The sequence below is a fragment of the Silvibacterium sp. genome, assembly GCF_047605705.1.
GTDB lineage: Bacteria > Acidobacteriota > Terriglobia > Terriglobales > Acidobacteriaceae > Silvibacterium.
In genome coordinates this window covers 81327-100877 of sequence record NZ_JASGFD010000013.1, presented here as the reverse complement: position 1 = coordinate 100877, position 19551 = coordinate 81327, and the positions used below count along the sequence as shown (strand labels likewise).

Here is a 19551-nt window from a genome sequence, read left to right as displayed (position 1 = left end):
CCCTAGCTCCGGAGGATCCAAAGGCCAGTGGTATCTCATCTATCACACGGCGGATGCAAAGAACGGCGGCCACTTCCGCCGCAGCGTAGCCATCGACAAACTCCAGTGGGACGACACCGTGACGCCGCCGCGCATGCTCAAGGTCATTCCCACGCACGCACCCTCCGCGCCACCTGCGCCCAGCCGAAACATCGCTGCCGCTGCGCGCCCGAGCGCTTCGAACGAGCCCGTCCCGCAGCAGTACTGGATCGCCGCCGTCAACGACGGCATCGTGCGCGCCAACCCGCTTCCTCCCGATATGTGGGCGACGTGGACGCCGCACAACCCGCCACAGCAATGGCTTGAGTACACCTGGGCAAAACCCGTCACCCTTAACGGCAGCCGCATCGTCTTCTGGGCCGACCATCCGGCCGGCGCGAACGAGGGCGTGGCTCCTCCGAAGGCCTGGCATCTTGAGTACTGGCATCACGGCGCATGGGGACCCGTCCCGCATCCTTCCGCCTCGACTGCCGAGCCCAGTACCCAAGAGTCCCACCACCCTGCCGCTATCTCTTTCGATCCCGTGACGACCCGCTGCCTCCGCGCCGTCTTCGACGCCTCAGGGGACAACACGCAGCATGCCGCTGTCGCCGTCGAAGAATGGGAGACGCTTGCGCCAAAGCCCATCGCGCACAGCGATCTCCCCGCGCCACCCGCTGCCTCCGCAGGATGCAGCGAAACGCAGAATCACTGAACATCGCAAGTAAAAACCGATGTAAAAAAGAAAGGCCGCAACCACCGTTGAGGGGCTGCGGCCATCTGATTACCGTTCTATCAGAATTCGAAGTTCGCGCGAATCTCGATATTACGGGGGTTATTCATCGTCGTAGTCGTGCTGCCGAAAGTCGTGCTGTTCACGGCAGCGTTCATACCACCCCACGCAGTGTGGTTGAAGGCGTTGAGGAACTCACCCTGCAGCTTGAAGATCACGCCATCGACCAGCGGAATGGTCTTGTTCACTGACATGTCCGTATTGATCCACTTCGGAGCATGCAACCACACCAGCTGGCCGAAAGTTCCTGGCGTCTCATGCGGCGCAAGATACGCAGTGTTCGCAATGCCCGAAGCATCGATGTACTTCGAATCGAACATGCTCACCCAGGGGTGACCGGTGTTGTAGCGCGGACGGATCTGATGCTGCAGCTGCTTCACCGTCACGTTCGTCAGGTCGATGCCCGAATCGCTCTGGTTGAAGGTCTCCGTGCCACCGGTGAACAGATATGGATCGCCACCCGAGTAGGTGAGGATGGTGCCGACCGTCCAACCGCCGATGACGCTGTTTGCCACGCGACTGTTGTTGAAGAACTGACGACCACGGCCGAAAGGCAGATCATACGTACCACTCGCGTGGAAGATATTGCGAACGTCGAACGAGCTCGGGAAGTAGTTCAGGCTGTGGTTGCGCTCCGTGTAATAAGAGGGCGCGCTGTTGCCACGGCCTCCGTAGACACCCGGCGCCGTGCTGCCCTGTATGCTGGTGCCCAGCGACTTGGCCAGCGTGTAGTTGGCATCGAACTGCATGCCGTGCCACGCGTTCTGGCGGAAGTCCACCTGCAGCGAGTTGTAATTCGAGAAGCCCTGCGCCTTCATCTCAAGAATTTCCGCGCCGGCTGCAAACGGATTTTCCTGGAAGAAGTTGATGGGGTAGCTGCCGCCCGAGTTACCGCAGGGGCTCCAGCTCGCGCCCACCAGCGAGCAAAGATAGGTAGAGTTACCAGCCAGAGCTCCGGCAAACGCTCCTGCCTGGCCCTGCTGCAGGTAGGTGATGAACTGCGAATCGGTGAAGTTGGACGATCCGCCCGCGTTCGCGAAGGCCTGCGTCAGAATCGGCAGAGCGTTCGATCCGGCGAAGGTCGTTCCGCCCGAAGCCGCCAGGTTCTGCTGCGCCAGCTTGAACTCGTTCAGGAAACCATTTTCAAAGATATTGACTTCGTTGTAGTTCGAAGGCATCCACTGGCGCTTGGCCACGTTGCCCAGGTAACGCACTTCGAGCACGTTGTTATGGTTCAGCTCACGCTGAATGCCCAGCGTCCACGACTCGATGTACGGCTGCTGGATGTGTGGATCGAAAGCAAAGTACGAGGTATCGCTGAAGGCCTGGTACGACATCGGAATCACCGACTGGAAAGGCGAGGGCGAAGTCGAAGTCAGGGCAGGCAGCGTGCCACCGAGGTTCACAGAACCGGCATTGTAGAAACCCGCAGCGGGAGTTACACCCGGGCTCGGCGCAACCGGATCGGCATAGTAGTAGGTGTTGAAGTTCGCACCGTTGTTCGAACCGAAGTTCCAGAAATTCTGCGCGCCTTCCGTGTAGTTCTTGAAGGTAAAGCTGCCGCGGACGACCGTCTTGCCGTCACCCATGAACTTGCCCAGCCAACCGTCGGCATCACCCCGAGGATTCCAGGCAAAGCCGATGTTCGGCTCCGGATGGACAAAGGTCGGTTCATACGCGGTCGCATGCGGACCTTCGACCGGATTCTGAATACCTGTGAGGGTGCCGGGCTTGAAGATATTACCCACGCCGGACGGACCCCACAGGTTGGCGATATCCGGATGGGTATAGAAACCAGTCTCGTCGGTCGAGGCGCCGGTCAGATCCCAGCGCAGACCCGCGTTGATGGTCAGGGTCGGCGTAGCCTTCCACTGATCTTCGACGAAGAATGCCGTCTGGTTCAGGCGCTCGTGCAGGTTGAAGGAGACACCCGGCTGGAACTGCTTGGTCTGGGCATTCACGAACTCGCCCAGGCTGTAGTAGGTCATACGGCCGGTCAGCGTGGCGTACAGGCCTTCCACGTCCGTCGTCGCGCCCGTCGGGCCATCGGCCACGGAAGCATCCAGGTTTGAGGCCACCGGATCGCCGCTGGCGATGCCATCGACACCGATGTACGGCACAAACTGGTTGTTGTAATAGTGATCGATCTCGGTCGCCGACTCCACGCCATATGTAATGGTGTGATTGCCGTGTACCCAGGTCGTATCGTCCTTCACGCTCAGCACGGGATAGAGCGAGCCGCCCTTGAGCTGGTTAAAGCCGTTCACACCAGAGGTCAGTCCGAACCCGAAAGCCAGGTCGCCCTGTTCGGTCATCGCGGCCGTCGGCGTATTGATGCCCTGCGAGTTGTAGATAAAGCCGGTGTAGAGATAGCCCACGCGGAACGAGTTCACGAGATTCGACTTCAACGTCCAGTCAAAACCGGTCACCACCTGGTAGTTGCGCTCGAGGCTGCTGTACGCCTGGTTCGCATAGTACGCACCCGGATACGGCGGCGCGCCGGCATCCGTGTAGTAAGAGTTCGACTCGTTCACCGCACCGGTCAGACGGAAGTTCTGCGTCAGGTTGTAATCCAGGCGCAGGGTCGGGAACTTCTGAACGATATTCTCCTTGTTCTGGAAGTTCACCTGGTTGTGGTTCAGATCGATATTGTTCGTCATCGTCGCGCCGGTTGCGCTCTGGCTCGCCTTGATGTTCGCCAGGTCAGACGCAATCAGCGTGTTGATGGTGCCGGGGCAGTTCGCGCAGCCTGCGGACGCTCCAACGTTCAGCACGTTGACCGACTTGGCCGTCGTAGAACCGCTGGGAATGTAGCTATAAATACCCGCAGCCGCGGCATCCGTCGGAACGGCCGTGCTCACCGTAAACTTCTCCGGCTCACGCAGGTTCGCAAGGCTGACAAAGAAGAAGGCCTTGTCCTTGATGATCGGGCCACCGACGCTGGCGCCGAAATCGTTAATGATCTCCTTGCTGCGATCCTGGTCCTCGTAGTTGTTCAGCCAGCTGTTCGCATTCAGCGCGTCGTTGCGATAGTCCTCGAACAGGCGGCCGTGGAACTTGTTGGTGCCGCTGCGCGTGGTGAAGCCGATGTTCATGGCCGCGGTGCCGCCCTGAGAAGCATCGAGTTCGCTGGTCTGCACCGTCATTTCCTGCACGTCTTCGATACGATTTACCGTCGACGATCCATCGGAATTGAAACCGCCGCTCTTATTGCGGTTGGTCATCGTCGAAAAGCCGTTCGCGCCGATGTTTACTGCGCCGCCCGGCAGGTTATTGAAGTTCAGGCCATCGACCGCGCCCGGTACCAGGAAGGCGAACGATGAGGCGTCGCGGCCCTCAAGCGGGAGGTCTTCCACCTGCTTCAGATCCACCGTCGTCGCGATCGTATTGTTCGACGTGTCCAGCAGAGGCGTCGCGTCTGCGGCCACGGAAACCGTCTGTGTCGAGGAGCCGACCGCCAGCGTCACCTTCAGGTTCGTCACCTGGCTGGTCTGGATCGTTACCGCCGGATATTCGCTGGTCGCGAATCCGTTCTTCACCACGCTCAGCGTGTACTGCGCCGGCGCCAGGTACGGAATCACCGCGACGCCGTTGCCCTTGGTCTGCGATTTATGAATGTCGTTGGTGCCCAGGTTGCGCAGCTCCAGCTGCGCTCCGTCGATCACTGCGCCGGAAGCATCCTGCACCGTCACGTTCAGCGAACCGGTGGCCATGTCCTGCCCCTGTGCCGTGAGGCCCAGAAGGCAGAAGCATGCCGCGATGACTACCAGAAATGTATGTGGGAAACGGAACTGCCTACGGGTTACAGATTCCGTACGACAGGAAGAGACCTGCGAAGGCCGGCTGAGACCGGCTGCCGGATCTGAAGTCCGGCTATGGCTCCGGGGCATAGCGTCATTCTCCTAAACAAAGTGGGTCGTACTGCATGCTGGTTTGCCAGATCTTCTGCAATGCCCATTTCTGTAGCGGGAAACACCCGCATAAGAAGACCCGACAATGAATACAGTTTTGGGTACAACTACGTTTGCCCACTTTACCGGCATTGTCAACAGAAAATGAATACACAATCGTATTTTTGTAATTCCTGCCTCATTCCCGGTTCATTTCGCATTACCGCCCGTTTGGTATCGTGAGCCTTGGAGACCCGGCCGCGAATCAGGCCTCCGGGCCCGCCTTTTTATGGAACCGAACGAAGCACACGAACTGCAGGAAGAGCATCATCACGCCGCACACGACCCCAGCCTCCGCCCGGTGAGCTTCACCATGAGCGTGCTGGCCGTGCTGGTCGCCATCACCACCGTTCTCGGACACCGCACCCACACCGAAGCGGTCCTCGAGCAGGCCCGGGCCAGCGACCAGTGGAACCTCTACCAGGCCAAGAAAAACCGCCAGTACAACACCCAGCTCACCGCCGACCTGCTCTCCGCCATCACCATCCGCGATGCCGATGCAGCCAAGAAGATCGTCGACGGCTACAAGTCGCACCTCGACAAATGGAATGCCGATCTCAACGAGGAACAGACCGAGGCTCAGGAGTACGAGCAGTCCGTAAAGCGCCTCGAAAAGCATGCCTCCCGTTTCGATCTCGGCGAGGCCCTGCTTGAATCGGCCTGGTCGTGACCTCTATTACGTTGCTGACCCGCCAGCGGTTCTATTGGTGGATGGGGATGACCTTCGGCATCGCCGGCATCCTCGTCTCTGCCTGGGCCTTCTTCATCCACTAGCCCGTTTTATGCCGCTTCCCCGGAAAGAAAGATGGTCCAGCGCGCTCGGTGGACCATCTTTCCTATAAGCTTTCTGCCGAAAGGTTCCTGATGCTCGTTCCGCTTCGCCGCGCCGCGCTCACTGCGCTCCTGCTGCTCGCACCCGCCGCCGTTCCTGCGCAGGGTTTCGCGCAACAGTTCGTCACCCCGGTCATCGCCGTCGATCACGGCCCCGAGGCCGCCGCCCAGCAGCAGAAACACTACGTCGTCATGGTCTCGCTCGACGGCTTCCGCTGGGACTACGCGAAGCGCTACGGCGCGCCGCACATCCTGGAACTCGCAAAGGAAGGCGCCAGCGCGCCCGACGGCATGATTCCGTCCTATCCCTCGCTGACCTTCCCCAATCACTACACGCTGGTCACCGGCCTTTACCCTGAGCACCACGGCATCGTCGACAACAGCTTTTATGACCCGGCCCGCAACGCTCGCTACGCGCTCGGCGACCAGCAGGCCGTCACCGATGGCTCCTGGTACGGCGGCGTGCCGCTCTGGTCGCTCGCCGAAAAGCAGGGCATGCGCTCGGCCTGCTTCTTCTGGCCCGGCTCCGAGGCCGAAATTGCCGGACAGCGCCCCAGCTACTACCTCCATTTCGATAACAAGATCGACGATCACCAGCGCATCGACACCCTCATCCAGTGGCTTCAACTCCCGCCCGAGAAGCGTCCGCACTTCCTCACGCTCTATTACGCCGATGTCGACCATGCCGGACACGAGCACGGCCCCGACTCTCCGGAAGTCGCCGCAGCCGTCCACCACGTCGACGAACTCATCGGCGAGCTGCATAAGAAGCTCGATGCCCTGCACCTGCCCATCGACCTGATCGTCGTCTCCGATCACGGCATGGTCCGCACGCAGGGAAGCTGGATCAACCTCGATCAGTACGTTTCGATGGACGGTATCCAGACCATCGGCCCGCTGCTCTATGCTCCGGATGAGGCCTCGGCCAACCATCTGTATCAGAAGCTCAAGGCCGCCGATGCGCGCTTCGAGGTCTATCGCCGCGACAAGGTTCCCGCCGGCCTGCACTTTGATAGCAACCCGCGCGAAGGCGACCCGGTGATCGTGCCGAAAGGCCCATACTCCATCCGGGCCCAGGCTCCGCATCTTCAACCCGGGCAGACCGAACGGCCGGTGCTGACCGGCTCACACGGCTACGATCCCGCCGGGATTCCCGAGATGCGCGCCGTCTTCTTTGCCGCCGGCCCGGACATCCGCGCTGGCGTTGCCCTCAAGCCATTTGAGAACATTAACGTGTTTCCCTTCGTGACGGCGATCCTCGGCCTCGAGAATCCGCCCATCGACGGCAGCCCCAATGTGCTCTCGGGAGCTCTCAAGAGCAACGTAGTTTCGAACGATGAGGTAAAGCAGTAATCATGGCGTTTTTTCTGGGATTCGATGCAGGCGGCACCAAGACCACCTGCGCTCTGGGCGATGACAACCGCGAGATCCTCCGCCTGACCGGCGGCAGCATCAAGCCCCTCCGCGTGAGCTTCGAGGAAGCGGCCGAAAACATGCGCTCCCTGCTGGCTGAAATCGCCGCGCAATCCGGCGTCGATCTCCGCCAGGTCACCGCCTCCTGCATTGGCACCGCGGGCGTACGCCTGCCGCAGACCCAGCAGTGGATGCGCGATATCCTCACGCCCCATGCGGGCGGCGAGGTCACCATTGTCGGCGATGAAGAAGTCGCCCTCGACGGCGTCTTCCCCGGCCAGGCGGGCGTGCTGGTGATCGCCGGCACCGGCTCGAACACCCTCGGACGCACCTCCACCGGCGAACTGATCCACGTCGGCGGCTGGGGACCGGCCCTCGGCGACCAGGGCTCGGGCCACTGGATCGGTCATCAGGCACTGCGCGCTGCCTTTCACGCCCTCGACTTCGGCGAGCCGACTCTGCTGCTCACCCGCGTGCGCGATTTCTGGAAGGCCGAGACGGTGGGCGACGTGGTGAACATCGCCAACGCCACGCCTCCCCCGGACTTCTCCAAGCTCGCTCCTGTTGTACTGGCCTGCGCCAAGGAAGGCGACCGCGTCGCTGCCTCCGTGCTCGCCGAAGGCGGACGCCTGCTCGGCGAGGATGCCCTCGAGGCGCACCGCTGCGTGCGCGCGCAGGAGCCTTATGCAAAGGAACCCGGCATCGCCTTCATCGGCAGCATCTTCGAGCACATTCTTCCGGTGCGCGAGAGCGTGATCGCAACCATCCGCAAAGAACTGCCCACCGCTCCCATCGCGAACGAGGTTTCCGACGCCATCCGTGGAGCTCTGTGGCGTGCCCGGCAGCTGGCGCTGACGCCGGCAGTCTAAGCAGAAAGCCCACTCCGGAAGAGTGGGCTTTTCCTCTACCAGCTCACCTGCAACAACGCGATCGACTCACCCGGCAGCTCGGTCTTCACCTCGATCTGCCCATCCTTCACGTCCTGCCACGCAGGCGATCCAATCAGCTCCAGCCCCTCGCGATCGAGCAGCTGCGCGTACTGCTCTGAAGTAGGATGTTGCGGCGATCCCATCGCCTTCCACACCGTGTAAGCGTTGCTGTGGTTCGTATCGATGCGGTACTGCTTCACCAGTACCCGCTTTGCCGTAGCGGGCATACCGGAGATCGCCAGTGTGACGGGCGCCGATGCCGCCTGCGCCTCCGCATCGCGATAGTTCCACAGCAGGATGCTGGCACCATTCGCGCCCTTCGTCGCCATGCCATCGATATCGGAGACCACGCCTGCTCCACTCGCGACAAGCTGATCCAGCGGAATCGCACCGTCACTCCGCACACTCACACGTTCAGCCTTCATCAGCGCCGCCATGCGGAAAAAATTCAGGATCGGCTCATCAATCCCGTTCGTCGCAAGCGAACGGAAACCTTCAAAGTAATCCCTGTTCTCGAACTCGAAGGACCAGCTCAGCATCGCGAGCAGATTCACATGATGCTCGTCCGCAAGCGCGAAGAGCGCCTTGTAAGCCGCCGCGGTATATGCGGGATACAGCGTGCCGTTTCTGTAGTCGTTGGCCGGGTTCACCTTGCTCGAGCAGGCGGCGCAGCCCTCAGGATCGGCCTCGCTCAGGATGATGGGCAGGTCGTGAAATTTCGTGAACGAGGCCACGGTCGCGAATCCGTGATCGACGTCTTTCAGCTCCCTGTCCAGTCCCATCTGGACCCGCCCGTTCTCAATCTGCGGCTGGCCCTTTACATGAAACGAGATGAAGTCCAGCGGAACCGTCCCACCGGTCGCCGCGCTCTTTCCGGTTGCAGCGTGCGTGAGAAAGTCTTTCAGGAATGCATTGGCCTTCTCGCTGCGTGGACTGGTACTCGCCGGGCCCCCGACACGCGCTTCCGGGAGCGCGGCACGCACGCCGGCGACCGCATAATCGTAGAGCTTCCAGTAATCCTCGGGGGAGGCGTGCCAGTAGTCGATATCCGGCTCGTTCCACACTTCGAAGTACCATTGCCGCACCGTATCGCGCCCGTAACGCTCTACGAGATGCGCCACCACGACACGCACCAGCTCCCGCCACTTCGCGTAGTCCTTGGGAGGATTGTTCGAGGCACCGGAGATGGTGCTCTGCGGATAGTGAACCTGGTACTCCTTGCGATCGGGCAGCGATGCGGCAAGATCCTTCGGCATGAATCCAAGCTCGACCATGGGCCGCACACCCGCGGCCTTGTATGCATCGAAGATGCCGTCGAGGATGGCGAAATCATAGATGGGTTTGCCGCTCGCGTCTTCGCGATAGACATTGGTCGAGCTCCACTTGAGCTCCGGAACACCGTCTCCGGATGTGAGCAGATGGTGCGCGCGGATATACACCGGCACCGGGCTCAGGTCATGCAGCTCGCCAAGCAGCTTCCGGCCGTCGCGCATGGTGGAGTAGTTGCTCTCGTCATACCCGAACCAGCTGTAGATAGGCCTATAAGGGCCGATGGGCGTCGCGAGATCCGCAGTGATGTGTACAGGCGCGCCGGTAGAAGCAGGCGGTGATGGCGGGACTGTTCCCTGCCCTGCTGCCGGGAAAGATGACAAGACCAGGAACATCCAGGCAAACGCCCATGGATTGCGGGCAAATCGCATACCGTCTCCTCAATCACAGCCGAAAGCGAAGCTTACCATCCCGAAGCTACCCGCATCTGAACAGGCATCCCTATGCGTATCTGCCGGCGATTTCTATCCGTCCTGTTCTGTGTCCCGCTCTGTGTGCTGCCTGCGTCGGCACAGTCTCTATCTGCGTCTGTGTCGGCAACCACGACACAGGACGCCACACAGCCGGCGCTCTCGCCAGCATTGGAACAGGCACTCGGCATCACGCCCCTGCTTAGCCGGCTCAAAGCGCTGCAGCAGTCCGGACAAGGCGGCTCGCTGGACGCGCTCAACCTGCGCCAGCAACTGCTCGAACGCATCCTGGCCGCGGATTTCGAATCCGATGCCGTGGTGGCGCACATCGACAACGAAGCCTCCTACGTGAGCGAGAAGCGCTACCTGCTCGAACAGCGCAACCAGAAAGAGTCGAATGCGCTGAACCTGATCACCTTCGCCACCAGCGGCGCTCTGGGCGCGGCTGGCGCGGCGATGCAGCTGACGAACAATCTCAATCACGCGGGTGTCGCACTGCAGGCCGCGGCGGGCGGAAGCTCGCTGATCCTCACCGGCGTGCAGCTCAAATCCGGCGGAGGCAGGCAGGCCATCGACTCGCCCTACAACATGCTCGCGCAGATCCTCGGGCAGACGCCGAATGCCGAGAGCCGCTATCCGCCCATCGTCGTGACCTATCTCAACACGCCGCGTGCGGACGGCCGCTCCACCACCGAAGCCCTCACCGAAGCCTGGCAGCGCCTCGGACGTTTGCAGGAGAAGTCGAAGCAGGGCGGAACGTCGGTGCCGGCGCTGGTCGCCGACCGCACCTCGAGCATGAGGCTCTCCGACGACGAGCTCGCGAATCGCGAAGCCATGCTGCACGACCTGCACGCCGTGATCTCCACGCTGCACAGCGACCTGCAGCAGGTGCTCGAACAGGTGGAACTCTCGCACACAACCGAGGATCACAAGTAAGAACAATCGAAACGGCCCGCAACGAACGGCAGACTAATTAGCGTTTGCGAATCCAGCGCGCCTGCTGCTTGGGAGCAAGCGTGATAACTGTGCGTTCCCCGCTCTGACCTCGGCCCGCATCACCCTCAAGCCGATACAGCTCATGCCCATCCGTGAGTGCGGAAAGATCGACTGCGAAGCGGCGCGGCTTCTCCGACAGATTTGTGAGCGTGAAACCGGATTGATCCCAGCGGTAGCTAAGATCGTATGCCGGAATGCGAAACTCCACGCTGCCATAGTCCGCGAGATGCGGAGCGACGAGCACGTCACTGTCATTGCCTGCCGACAGCCCCAGGTACTGCGAGATCAGCACAGCCGTGAAGACATTCGGATACTCGTAGTATTGCCCGGCTCCATGCGCATTCTTGCCGTCCACGTAATACACATGGTCCATGTCATAGCGCTCGCCCATGAAGCCCTTGCTCTTTGCCGCTTCCGCTGCAACGGTCTTCAGCTGTGTGAGCAGCAGCGCGTTTTGGTGCTGCGAGGCGCGATAGGCCGCGTCCCAGTACCAGTAGCGGCCCGTGGCGCTCAGGTCGTAAGGGCCGGCAATGCCGATCTCCGAGGGCGTATAGGCATCGATATGCGCGGAGAGAAAGCTGGGAAAGCGTTCGAACTCGGCGCTGTTCGCTGCGATGAGCTTCTGCACCGCATCCCGCTGTTCCGCCGTGGCAAAGTCCAGCGTGACCGGCAGCGTGTTGGCCAGCAGATGCACATGATCGTGCACCTGGCCGTTGCGATCGACCCAGTCGACGAAGCGATGATTCGCCTCATCCCAGAAACCGAGCGGCAGCGGCGCCACAAGCGCCTTCGCCATCTTCGCAGACGATGCCTGGTACGACGCGGCCTGTGCGGTGCGTCCCAGCAGCTCTTCCATGCGGGCCAGCAGCGCAAATGCGTGCGCGGCGAAGGCCTGCGCCTGCGTCTCACGGCCATCCTTGATGACTTGGTCCTCGTAGTAAACATCGGACCAGACACGCCCATACTGATCGGTGTTGGCGAGCACCCATTCCGCCGCGCGCTCGAGGTTTCCGATATGCGCCGCGAGCCACGCGCGATCCTTCGTCGCCTCATACCAGCGCCATGACTCCTGCAGAACTTCGATGTTGCCGGTGACCGGGAACATGCCTGCGTTTTCGCGATGATCTTCGCTGTCGCGGCGGATGTGATACTCCCGCCGGCCATCGGGCTGCACGGAGGTGGGCGCTCGGGAGAGATGCTCGGGGTCGTCATCCATGAGCTGAAACTGCAATTCGATCATGCGCCGCACCAGATCGAGTTCGAGCGGCGAGCCAAAGGCAAGACGGCCCCATATCTGAAATTCGTGGTCGACCGCAGGATACGAGCCCGCGTATTTGCTGGTCTCGAGCGTACTGAGCACATATCCGTTGCTGTAGGGGAACTTCGCTGCCAATGTGCGCTCGACCACGGAAGGCAGCATGGTGCCCCAGTAGAAGGTGGCCAGCGTATTCTCCAGTTCACGCCCGTCTTTCATATCGATGGCGAAGGTGTGGCCAAAGACGTCGCTGTGCGGACGCGCCTCGGAGCGATGCAGCGTGATGTCATCGGCCTCGAGATGCACACTCAGCCCGTCCTGCGTCAGAGCCGCATTGGCTGCACTCCCATGCAGCTCGATGTACCAGGAAGCATCGTGCGAGGCCGCACCCTCCGGCAGCACCCACAACGCAGAGTTCACCGTAATGTCCGCACCGGCAGCGCCGAGCGGCAGCACCCACCAGGCATCGTGATCGCGCTCCACGCCTACACTCTGGCTGTGCGCAAAGGTGAGCGTGATCGGCTTCGTGCGATCGATGCGTGTAAGCGTGAGAGCCTCGTCCTGACTGGCCGCGCGGGCGTTTTCAATGGTGTGAAGGATACCTTCAGCGCCTGGGAAAGAAGCGGACTGTGCAAGAGAAAACAAAGAAGTGCAAAGCAGGAAGAGCGTCGCGGCCAGCGCTCGCATGAGGGACCTCAGCGTGGGGTTTATCGAGCATCTGCCATGAGAACAGCATCGCGGCATTGCGTCCACCGAAGGGCGTCCACGCAGGCAGGATGCTGCCTCCGCGCCCGTCGATGGGTACAATGACGAAAAATGCCAGCACGCAAAAACAGTCCAGCACAGGTTTTGTTCGCGAGCCTCATCGGCACGACGATCGAGTTTTTCGATTTCTACATCTATGCCACGGCTGCGGTCCTGGTCTTCCCCAGGCTGTTCTTCAAGCCGGGAGATGCGAGCTCCGCTGTCCTCGCTTCGCTTGCGACCTTTGCCGTCGCCTTCGTGGCGCGTCCCATCGGATCGGGACTCTTCGGCCACTTCGGCGACAAGCTTGGCCGCAAAAAGACGCTGGTGCTGGCACTGACGACGATGGGCCTCTCGACGTTCATCATCGGCCTGCTGCCGGGCTATCAGAAGATCGGCGTGCTCGCTCCGGCGCTGTTGACGCTGTGCCGCTTCGGGCAGGGCATCGGACTCGGCGGGGAGTGGGGCGGAGCCGTGCTGCTCGCGGTCGAGAACGCTCCGCCGAATCGCCGCGCCCTCTATGGCATGTTCCCGCAGCTGGGCGCGCCGCTCGGCTTCCTGCTCTCCGGCGGCATGTTCTTCCTGCTCTCGCACCAGATGACGAACGCGCAGTTTCTCGCGTGGGGATGGCGTCTGCCCTTCCTGCTCTCCGCGACGCTGGTCGTGCTCGGCCTCTACGTGCGCCTCACCATCACCGAGACGCCCGCCTTCCAGGAGATGTCCGAGCACTCGCACGTCGTGGGCTTCCCCATGAAGCAGGTCTTCGGGCGGCAGATTCGCGCGCTGGTCTCCGGCATCTTCATCTGCCTCGCAACCTTCGTGCTCTTTTACCTGATGACGGTCTTCGCGCTCTCCTGGGGCACCACGGCGCTGCATATCGCGCGCGAGCGGTTCCTGCTGATGCAGCTCTTCGCCACGCTCTTCTTCGCGATCACGATTCCGATCTCGGCGCTGATGGCCGAGAAGGGACGCAAGGCGGTGATGATCGGCGTGACGGTGCTGATTGCGATCTTCGGCCTGGTGCTGGCGCCGCTGTTCTCCGCAGGCGTGGGCGGCGCAACGCTGATGATGGTGATCGGCCTCGCGCTGATGGGTATCACCTATGGACCGCTGGGCACGGTCGTCTCCGAGCTCTTCCCCACGGAAACGCGCTACACCGGCAGCTCGCTGGCATTCAGCTTTGCCGGAATTCTGGGCGCGTCGCTCGCTCCGTATATCGCAACCTGGCTGGCGAAGAGCTATGGCCTGCCCTACGTGGGCTACTACCTCGCGGCCTCGGCCGTACTGACGCTGCTCGGCCTGCTGGCGGCTCCGAAGAATCCTGTCTTCGATGTGAAAGACAGGGCGCTGGCGAAGTAAGACTCGTTCGGAACAAACAAAAGCGCGCACTCTTCGCAGGAAGAGTGCGCGCTTTTGTTTGTTCTCGCCTAAATGCGAGACGTGGGCGTTGGCCGTTTACCCAATACCCTGTCATTCCGACCGGAGCGGGACAGCTTCCTCGCCCCGCGAAGTGAAGGAACCCGCGGTTTGCCGGCTCTTCGAAATACTTATTCCGACAGAAGAAGCAGGCTTTCGCTAACTCCGCACGAGCCGCCTGTATTCGATGTACATGGTCCCGCGCCATACCAGGATCATGCCAAAGGCGAGGATGAAGAACAGTGCCGCCGTCTGCTGGAGCGAGATGATGTGGCCGATGTAATCTCGCGCGAAGTAGCGGATCGCAGCCAGCGCCAGCACCACCGCAAAGAAGAACTTCGAACGGTGCATCAGGACCCGGTCCCCGTCGCGCACCAGCTTTGAGGTGTGGATCAGCGGCAGGGAAAGCAGCACCGCGCCAATGAGGAAAGCAGCAGCTCCCCAGAGGATGGGCACCCGGAAGGGCGGTGCAAGAAACATGCAGAAACCAGTGGCCATGCCCATGGGCGGGATGAGGATGGTTTTCTGCGTAACAGGCCGGCTGCCCTCACGCAGACGCCAAAGCATCACGGCAAAGAGACCGACAATCGCACCGACAGCGGATGTACCCGGAGCAAGAAGCATTTCCTCTCCATGTTAACCGGGACTGGCCGTCCAGGCCTTCCGCCTTCGGCACGCGCTCCCTTTGGTCGCGGGTTCAGGGTTGTATGCGGGTGAGCGGGACGGCGGGTTCTGCTGCTTCGGCCGGAATGACCGGCTTTGTCTGTAGAGGAGGGAATGTGGGTGCCCCGTTCAAGCTTCGCATGGGCGGGAGGTCCGGACCGCTATGTGTGGCGCGTGTCCGTGATGCAAGACATTCATGGTTGGAATGGATTTCTTGCCATAGGTTGAGCCCCAGTGTCACTGCGTGTGAAGGAAGGAAAGCACTGCTCCAGTCCTTCGATCGAGCTGGATGATGAGTTCGCCTCCAGTCTCGCCTCCATGCAAATGAGGGTCTCCGATCACGGTCCATACATTCCCTTTCAGACGCGCCTTAAGCGGCAATTCTGCTGATACGACGTCCTTTCCCCAGATCGGTACTGCGATTGCGGCCGCGACGGCGGCGGCCGTTGCCTGATCTGGAATCAGCCCGGAAGCTGGGATCGAGAGATGAGCGTGTTCTGCAAGGCGGCGATCATATTCGATCCAGTCGTCATCGCTTACGGTGGTTTGAGCAGCAAGCGTGCCTGCCAGGAGAAGTGAACCGATCACAAGAATTCTGGTTCTGCCTTGTTTCATCGCTTCCTCCTCAGGATTTGTGTCTTCCCACCCAAGCGAAGCTTGGATGGGGGCACCCGGCTATATCTTCCGATTATTCCGCCGGTGCGCCGTATAGAGAGTCATAACGCAGGTAAAGAGCGTTAACGGCGCGATAGCGACAATATGGCCGCCGGTGGACCACAGATAAAGCGAAAGGGCGAGAGCCGTGACAAGCGCCACGAGCATCAGCGCGACTTCCAGCCACGCCTTGCGAGGCATATTCGGAATAGCCATCCAATACTCCTCGTCAGCGAGGCCAGTGTAGTGCATCGGAGACGGCCCGTCGGGTGGCCCACCCGAGCTTCCTTTGCGTGGATGGGCCACCCTTTTTCGCGCCACTGCGCGTTACGTCCTCTGGTCCCTCAATACCCTGCAGCTTTCCCAAACGTGTGCCGGTTGTCGTGGCCGCCTTCGAGCTCTCCGGTCGTGGGATCGACGGCGACGCACTCGGCGTCACTCCAGTGGCCTCCGATTTTGAGCTGGTAGCCCATGGCGCGGAGGCCTTCGATGGCCTGGTCGGAGAAGCCGGGCTCGAGATAGAGCGTGTCGGGCAAATACTGGTGGTGGAAGCGCGGGGCGTCGACAGCCTGCTGGATGTTCAGTCCTTCGTCGACCGTGCTCAGCAGGATATTCGCCACCGTGGTGATGATGCGGCCGCCGCCCGGCGAACCGAGAACCATCCGCACCTTGCCCTGCTTATCCAGCACGATCGTCGGGGTCATCGCGGAGAGCGGTCTCTTGCCCGGCTCAATCGCATTCGCCGGCCCCTGGATCAGGCCATACATGTTGGGCACGCCCTGCTTCGAGGCGAAGTCGTCCATCTCGTCGTTCAGCAGGAAGCCGAGGCCTTCGGCCGTGACCGCCGAACCGAAGCCGTTGTTGAGCGTGGTGGTCACGGCAACCGCATTGCCATCCGCATCCATCACGGAGAAGTGCGTGGTCTGCGTCGACTCGTGGCGGATCTCGGACATGGTCGGCGGAGAAGGCAGAAAACCGGCGGGCCGTTTGAGATCGGCCGAGGGCGTGGCCTGGTCCTGCGCAATGCTCTTGCGCCAGGCTGCGGCGTAGTCCTTGCTGGCCAGCTGGTCGAGCGGAATCTTCACGTAATCCGGGTCGCCGAGGTAGTCGGAGCGGTCCATATAGGCGCGCCGATAGGCCTCGACAATGAGGTGCATCTCCTCGGGCGTGCGGTCCTTCCAGCGCGCGAGGTTGTAGCCCTCGAGGATATTGAGCGCCTCGAGCAGGACGATGCCCCCGGAAGACGGCGGCGGCGCGCTCACCACGGTCAGATCGTGATACGTGCCCGTGACCGGCTCCCGCTCCTTCACCGTGTAGCGGGACAGGTCCTCCGTGGTGATGAGGCCGCCACCCTTCTGGACATCCTCGGCCAGCTTCTTCGCGATGGCGCCGTGGTAAAAGCTGTCAGGATCGGCAGCGATGGCGTGCAGGGTCTTCGCGAGGTCGGGCTGGCGGAAGAATTCGCCCGGCTGGTAGAAGTTGCCGTTGCGCTGGAAGATACGCTTCGACTCGGGGAACTGGGTGAGCGTCTTGTCGTGGTACTCGGCCGCCTCCTCGGTCGAGAGGACGAAGCCATCGGTAGCGAGACGGATAGCCGGGGCCATTACCTGGTCGAGCGTGAGCTTGCCGTACTTCTTCTCGGCATAGACCATGCCGGCAACCGAGCCGGGCACGCCGATAGCCTTGTAGCCGGTGATACTCGCGTCGGGAATGATATTCCCCTGCTTGTCGAGATACATGTTCTCGCTGGCAGCCTGCGGAGCGCGCTCGCGGTAATCGAGGAAGGTGTTCTTGCCGGTGGCGAAATGGATGAGCATGAAGCCGCCGCCGCCAAGATTCCCGGCCGCGGGATGAACGACGGCGAGGGCGAACTCGGTGGCCACGGCGGCATCGACGGCGTTGCCGCCTTCGCGGAGAATTTCAACGCCCGCGTCAGTGGCGTCGTGGTGGATGCTGACGACCATGGCATGTTTCGTCCGCACCGGCTGCTCGGTAGCGAGCTGCTCCGCAGAGACGGCCGGATGGTTCCGCGAATCGTCCGGAGCAGCATCCTGTGCATGCAGCAGACAGGGCGTGGCGCTAGCGAGGAGCACAGAGAGCAGGGCGGCGTGGGGTCGCTTCATCTTGAGGGTGAGGATATAGCTTTTAGCTTCCAGCCTCTAGCTTTTAGCTAACTGCACGCAGGGCGACTCGCCTTCGGTCGCGCGCTCCCGTTTGGCCGCGGTTCAGAGTGCGTGTGAGACCCACCCATGACCAACCGCATGTCATGGGTGGGCATCAGGCTTCAGCTGAAGAGACGGCGCAGGCGTCGTCTATTGCGTGACTTGGCGCGCTTTGCGTCTTGGCGCTGAAGGGATGCCAGTGTTTGTGCGAGCTTCTCTCGAGAGGTTGAATGACTCTGTGTTCTCGCGTCCTCTTTGGTGAACTGCCTTTGTTTATCGCCTGAGACGGAACTGCCCCTCGCTCCGGGAGGAATGACTAGCTTTCTTTTAGGAAAAATCCTGCCAGAAGCAGACATGCAGAATTGCCGATCATGCGTAGCTGCTGCTCACGCAGTTACAGACACTCCCCCGTAAACAGCCCCCACATCGTCTTCGAGGCGGCCTGCGCCTGCCGCTCGATCTCCTCCGCATTGCCCGGCCGCAGCCCATGCAGAACCTCTTCGAACAGACCCGCCCGTAGCAGGGACTCGTAAAGAGCCGCATCCTGCGCGATATCCCGCGCCGTCCAGCCTTTTTCCCGCGCAATGCCTGCCAGGTAGGCAATCAGGATTCCGGTCCGGCCTCGCGCAAAGTTCTTCTGGTATTGCCGCCCCAGTTCGGGAAAGCGTCCCGCGTCCCGCGTCACCGCGCGATACAGCGCTACCTGTTCCTCCGAGAGCAGGTGGGACAAGTACTCTCGCCCGGCCTCCATCAGCCCATGCTGCGTCGTTTCGCGAAACCAGCCGAAGCGCTCCGCCAGAACCGTATCCGGGGGCAACTCGCCGGAGAGCAGGCCATCCCTGCAGGCCGCGAGCATCACCTTGCTGAAAAGCTCATCCTTATTGGCAAAGTGGCTGTAGATCGTCTTCACCGAAACGCCCGCCGACCGCGCAATCGTGTCCATCGAAGTCCCGGCAAAGCCTTCGCGCAGGAAAAGATCGTGCGCCGCCATCACAATGGCGCGCTCCTTTCCGGCCATCATCACCGCCCGGGATGTCTGTTTCTCCGCTGCCTTCGCCATCGAAACCCTGCTGCCACTCTTTCGAGCATAAACAGTTTTCCTGAATCTACAACGATCGTTTCCCCATCTACCTCAAAAGGGAAACGATCGTTGCATTCACATAAGGAGAAAGCATGAAGATCGGCATCGTAGGAGCGGGCAACATTGGATCGGCACTCGCCCGGCACTTTCGCGAACGGCAGCACACCGTGCTCATCGCCAATTCACGCAGTCCGGAGACCCTCTCCGCTCTCGCCCACGCGACCGGCGCAATGCCGGTAGCCCTCTCTGACATGGCTCGCGGCGTCGATCTGCTCATCATCGCCATCCCCATGAAGAGCGTGCCGCTCCTTCCGAAAGAGTTTCTCGATGGCCTGCCGGCGACCTCTCCCATCCTCGACACCGGCAACTACTACCCGCTGCGCGATGGCCGCATTGCCGCGATCGACAAAGGGATGATCGAGAGCGAATGGGTCGCAAGCCTCCTGGGCCGCCCCGTCCTCAAGGTGTTCAACAACATCGTTGCCGACAGCCTGCTTCGCAAGGGTCTCCCGCGAGGCTCGAAACACCGCATCGCCCTGCCCATCTCGGGAGACGACGCCACCGCGAAGCGGAGGGTCATCGCCCTGATCGACGAGATCGGCTTCGACGCCCTGGATGCCGGGCCGCTCGCCGAGTCCTGGCGCCAGCAGCCCGGCACACCGGCCTATTGCCCGGATCCCACCCTGAGCCAGCTGCCGGGATTGCTGCAGCGCGCTCAACGAGACAAATCCCCGGCCAACCGCGACCGGGCTGCGCAGCTCATGGCGAAGCTGCCTGCCGATTTTCCGCCGCAAAATCTCGTCCGGCTTTCGCGGCTCTCCGCCGGCATGGATCTTTGGAAGCCCCAAAGCTGGCGCGCAGTGCTCAGCCTCGGCTTCGCGCTGCTGCGCTCCTGAACGCGGAGACA

At 61.6% G+C, this 19551-nt stretch carries 13 protein-coding genes and 2 pseudogenes; 7 read left to right on the top strand and 8 right to left on the bottom strand.

Features of this window, described 5'->3' with window-relative positions:
- Window positions 1–733: pseudogene (locus QM649_RS06995) on the top strand (glycosyl hydrolase family 43); the annotation flags it as partial.
- 80 nt (window positions 734–813) lie between these two features.
- Here QM649_RS06995 and QM649_RS06990 read toward each other — a convergent pair.
- Entirely contained in the window at window positions 814–4524 is a 3711-nt protein-coding gene (locus QM649_RS06990) for a TonB-dependent receptor (protein WP_415198303.1), read from the bottom strand.
- A gap of 466 nt (window positions 4525–4990) precedes the next feature.
- Here QM649_RS06990 and QM649_RS06985 point away from each other — a divergent pair.
- The 3 genes and pseudogenes from QM649_RS06985 (at window position 4991) to QM649_RS06975 (ending at window position 7874) form a co-directional block, all read left to right on the top strand.
- Window positions 4991–5535: pseudogene (locus QM649_RS06985) on the top strand (DUF4337 domain-containing protein).
- 90 nt (window positions 5536–5625) lie between these two features.
- The gene (locus QM649_RS06980) at window positions 5626–6945 is read left to right on the top strand and encodes an ectonucleotide pyrophosphatase/phosphodiesterase (protein WP_415198302.1); all 1320 of its coding nucleotides are present in this window, start codon (window positions 5626–5628) and stop codon (window positions 6943–6945) included.
- 2 nt (window positions 6946–6947) lie between these two features.
- Complete coding sequence (locus QM649_RS06975; RefSeq protein ID WP_415198301.1) at window positions 6948–7874, top strand: N-acetylglucosamine kinase; 927 nt, start codon at window positions 6948–6950, stop codon at window positions 7872–7874.
- Between the two features lie 35 nt (window positions 7875–7909).
- Here QM649_RS06975 and QM649_RS06970 read toward each other — a convergent pair whose 3' ends face one another.
- Window positions 7910–9634: a GH39 family glycosyl hydrolase gene (locus tag QM649_RS06970; RefSeq protein WP_415198300.1), complete on the bottom strand. Its 1725-nt coding sequence runs from the start codon at window positions 9632–9634 to the stop codon at window positions 7910–7912.
- A 210-nt stretch (window positions 9635–9844) separates the two neighbouring features.
- Here QM649_RS06970 and QM649_RS06965 point away from each other — a divergent pair, with 210 nt between their 5' ends.
- Window positions 9845–10609 carry a hypothetical protein gene (locus tag QM649_RS06965; RefSeq protein WP_415198299.1) on the top strand — a complete coding sequence of 255 codons (765 nt, stop codon included), beginning with the start codon at window positions 9845–9847 and terminating at the stop codon, window positions 10607–10609.
- A gap of 37 nt (window positions 10610–10646) precedes the next feature.
- On the opposite strand, the gene QM649_RS06960 is transcribed toward QM649_RS06965, so the two are convergent.
- Window positions 10647–12611, bottom strand: coding sequence for a hypothetical protein (locus QM649_RS06960; RefSeq protein ID WP_415198298.1), 1965 nt, complete (start codon window positions 12609–12611; stop codon window positions 10647–10649).
- 129 nt (window positions 12612–12740) lie between these two features.
- Here QM649_RS06960 and QM649_RS06955 point away from each other — a divergent pair, with 129 nt between their 5' ends.
- Window positions 12741–14027, top strand: coding sequence for an MFS transporter (locus tag QM649_RS06955; RefSeq protein WP_415198297.1), 1287 nt, complete (start codon window positions 12741–12743; stop codon window positions 14025–14027).
- Window positions 14028–14243: 216 nt separating this feature from the next.
- Here the strand turns inward: QM649_RS06955 and QM649_RS06950 are convergent, their stop codons facing one another.
- The 5 genes from QM649_RS06950 to QM649_RS06930 form a co-directional block, all read right to left on the bottom strand.
- The gene (locus tag QM649_RS06950; protein WP_415198296.1) at window positions 14244–14708 is read right to left on the bottom strand and encodes a CcdC family protein; all 465 of its coding nucleotides are present in this window, start codon (window positions 14706–14708) and stop codon (window positions 14244–14246) included.
- A gap of 276 nt (window positions 14709–14984) precedes the next feature.
- Window positions 14985–15362, bottom strand: coding sequence for an NTF2 fold immunity protein (locus QM649_RS06945; RefSeq protein ID WP_415198295.1), 378 nt, complete (start codon window positions 15360–15362; stop codon window positions 14985–14987).
- Between the two features lie 60 nt (window positions 15363–15422).
- Window positions 15423–15617: a hypothetical protein gene (locus QM649_RS06940; protein ID WP_415198294.1), complete on the bottom strand. Its 195-nt coding sequence runs from the start codon at window positions 15615–15617 to the stop codon at window positions 15423–15425.
- Window positions 15618–15745: 128 nt separating this feature from the next.
- The gene (gene ggt, locus QM649_RS06935; protein ID WP_415198293.1) at window positions 15746–17524 is read right to left on the bottom strand and encodes a gamma-glutamyltransferase; all 1779 of its coding nucleotides are present in this window, start codon (window positions 17522–17524) and stop codon (window positions 15746–15748) included.
- Between the two features lie 433 nt (window positions 17525–17957).
- Window positions 17958–18623 carry a TetR/AcrR family transcriptional regulator gene (locus QM649_RS06930; protein ID WP_415198292.1) on the bottom strand — a complete coding sequence of 222 codons (666 nt, stop codon included), beginning with the start codon at window positions 18621–18623 and terminating at the stop codon, window positions 17958–17960.
- A gap of 113 nt (window positions 18624–18736) precedes the next feature.
- Here QM649_RS06930 and QM649_RS06925 point away from each other — a divergent pair, with 113 nt between their 5' ends.
- A complete protein-coding gene (locus QM649_RS06925) occupies window positions 18737–19540 on the top strand; it encodes an NADPH-dependent F420 reductase (RefSeq protein ID WP_415198291.1) in 804 nt (267 codons plus the stop codon).
- The last annotated feature ends 11 nt before the right edge of the window (window positions 19541–19551 follow it).

What these genes read in the sequence shown, in the direction of transcription:
- QM649_RS06990 (WP_415198303.1), bottom strand. Translation starts at nt 4,524, where the DNA reads ATGGCCACCGGTTCGCTGAACGTGACGGTGCAGGATGCTTCCGGCGCA.
- QM649_RS06980 (WP_415198302.1), top strand. Translation starts at nt 5,626, where the DNA reads ATGCTCGTTCCGCTTCGCCGCGCCGCGCTCACTGCGCTCCTGCTGCTC.
- QM649_RS06975 (WP_415198301.1), top strand. Translation starts at nt 6,948, where the DNA reads ATGGCGTTTTTTCTGGGATTCGATGCAGGCGGCACCAAGACCACCTGC.
- QM649_RS06970 (WP_415198300.1), bottom strand. Translation starts at nt 9,634, where the DNA reads ATGCGATTTGCCCGCAATCCATGGGCGTTTGCCTGGATGTTCCTGGTC.
- QM649_RS06960 (WP_415198298.1), bottom strand. Translation starts at nt 12,611, where the DNA reads ATGCGAGCGCTGGCCGCGACGCTCTTCCTGCTTTGCACTTCTTTGTTT.
- QM649_RS06955 (WP_415198297.1), top strand. Translation starts at nt 12,741, where the DNA reads ATGCCAGCACGCAAAAACAGTCCAGCACAGGTTTTGTTCGCGAGCCTC.
- QM649_RS06950 (WP_415198296.1), bottom strand. Translation starts at nt 14,708, where the DNA reads ATGCTTCTTGCTCCGGGTACATCCGCTGTCGGTGCGATTGTCGGTCTC.
- QM649_RS06945 (WP_415198295.1), bottom strand. Translation starts at nt 15,362, where the DNA reads ATGAAACAAGGCAGAACCAGAATTCTTGTGATCGGTTCACTTCTCCTG.
- QM649_RS06940 (WP_415198294.1), bottom strand. Translation starts at nt 15,617, where the DNA reads ATGGCTATTCCGAATATGCCTCGCAAGGCGTGGCTGGAAGTCGCGCTG.
- ggt (WP_415198293.1), bottom strand. Translation starts at nt 17,524, where the DNA reads ATGAAGCGACCCCACGCCGCCCTGCTCTCTGTGCTCCTCGCTAGCGCC.
- QM649_RS06930 (WP_415198292.1), bottom strand. Translation starts at nt 18,623, where the DNA reads ATGGCGAAGGCAGCGGAGAAACAGACATCCCGGGCGGTGATGATGGCC.
- QM649_RS06925 (WP_415198291.1), top strand. Translation starts at nt 18,737, where the DNA reads ATGAAGATCGGCATCGTAGGAGCGGGCAACATTGGATCGGCACTCGCC.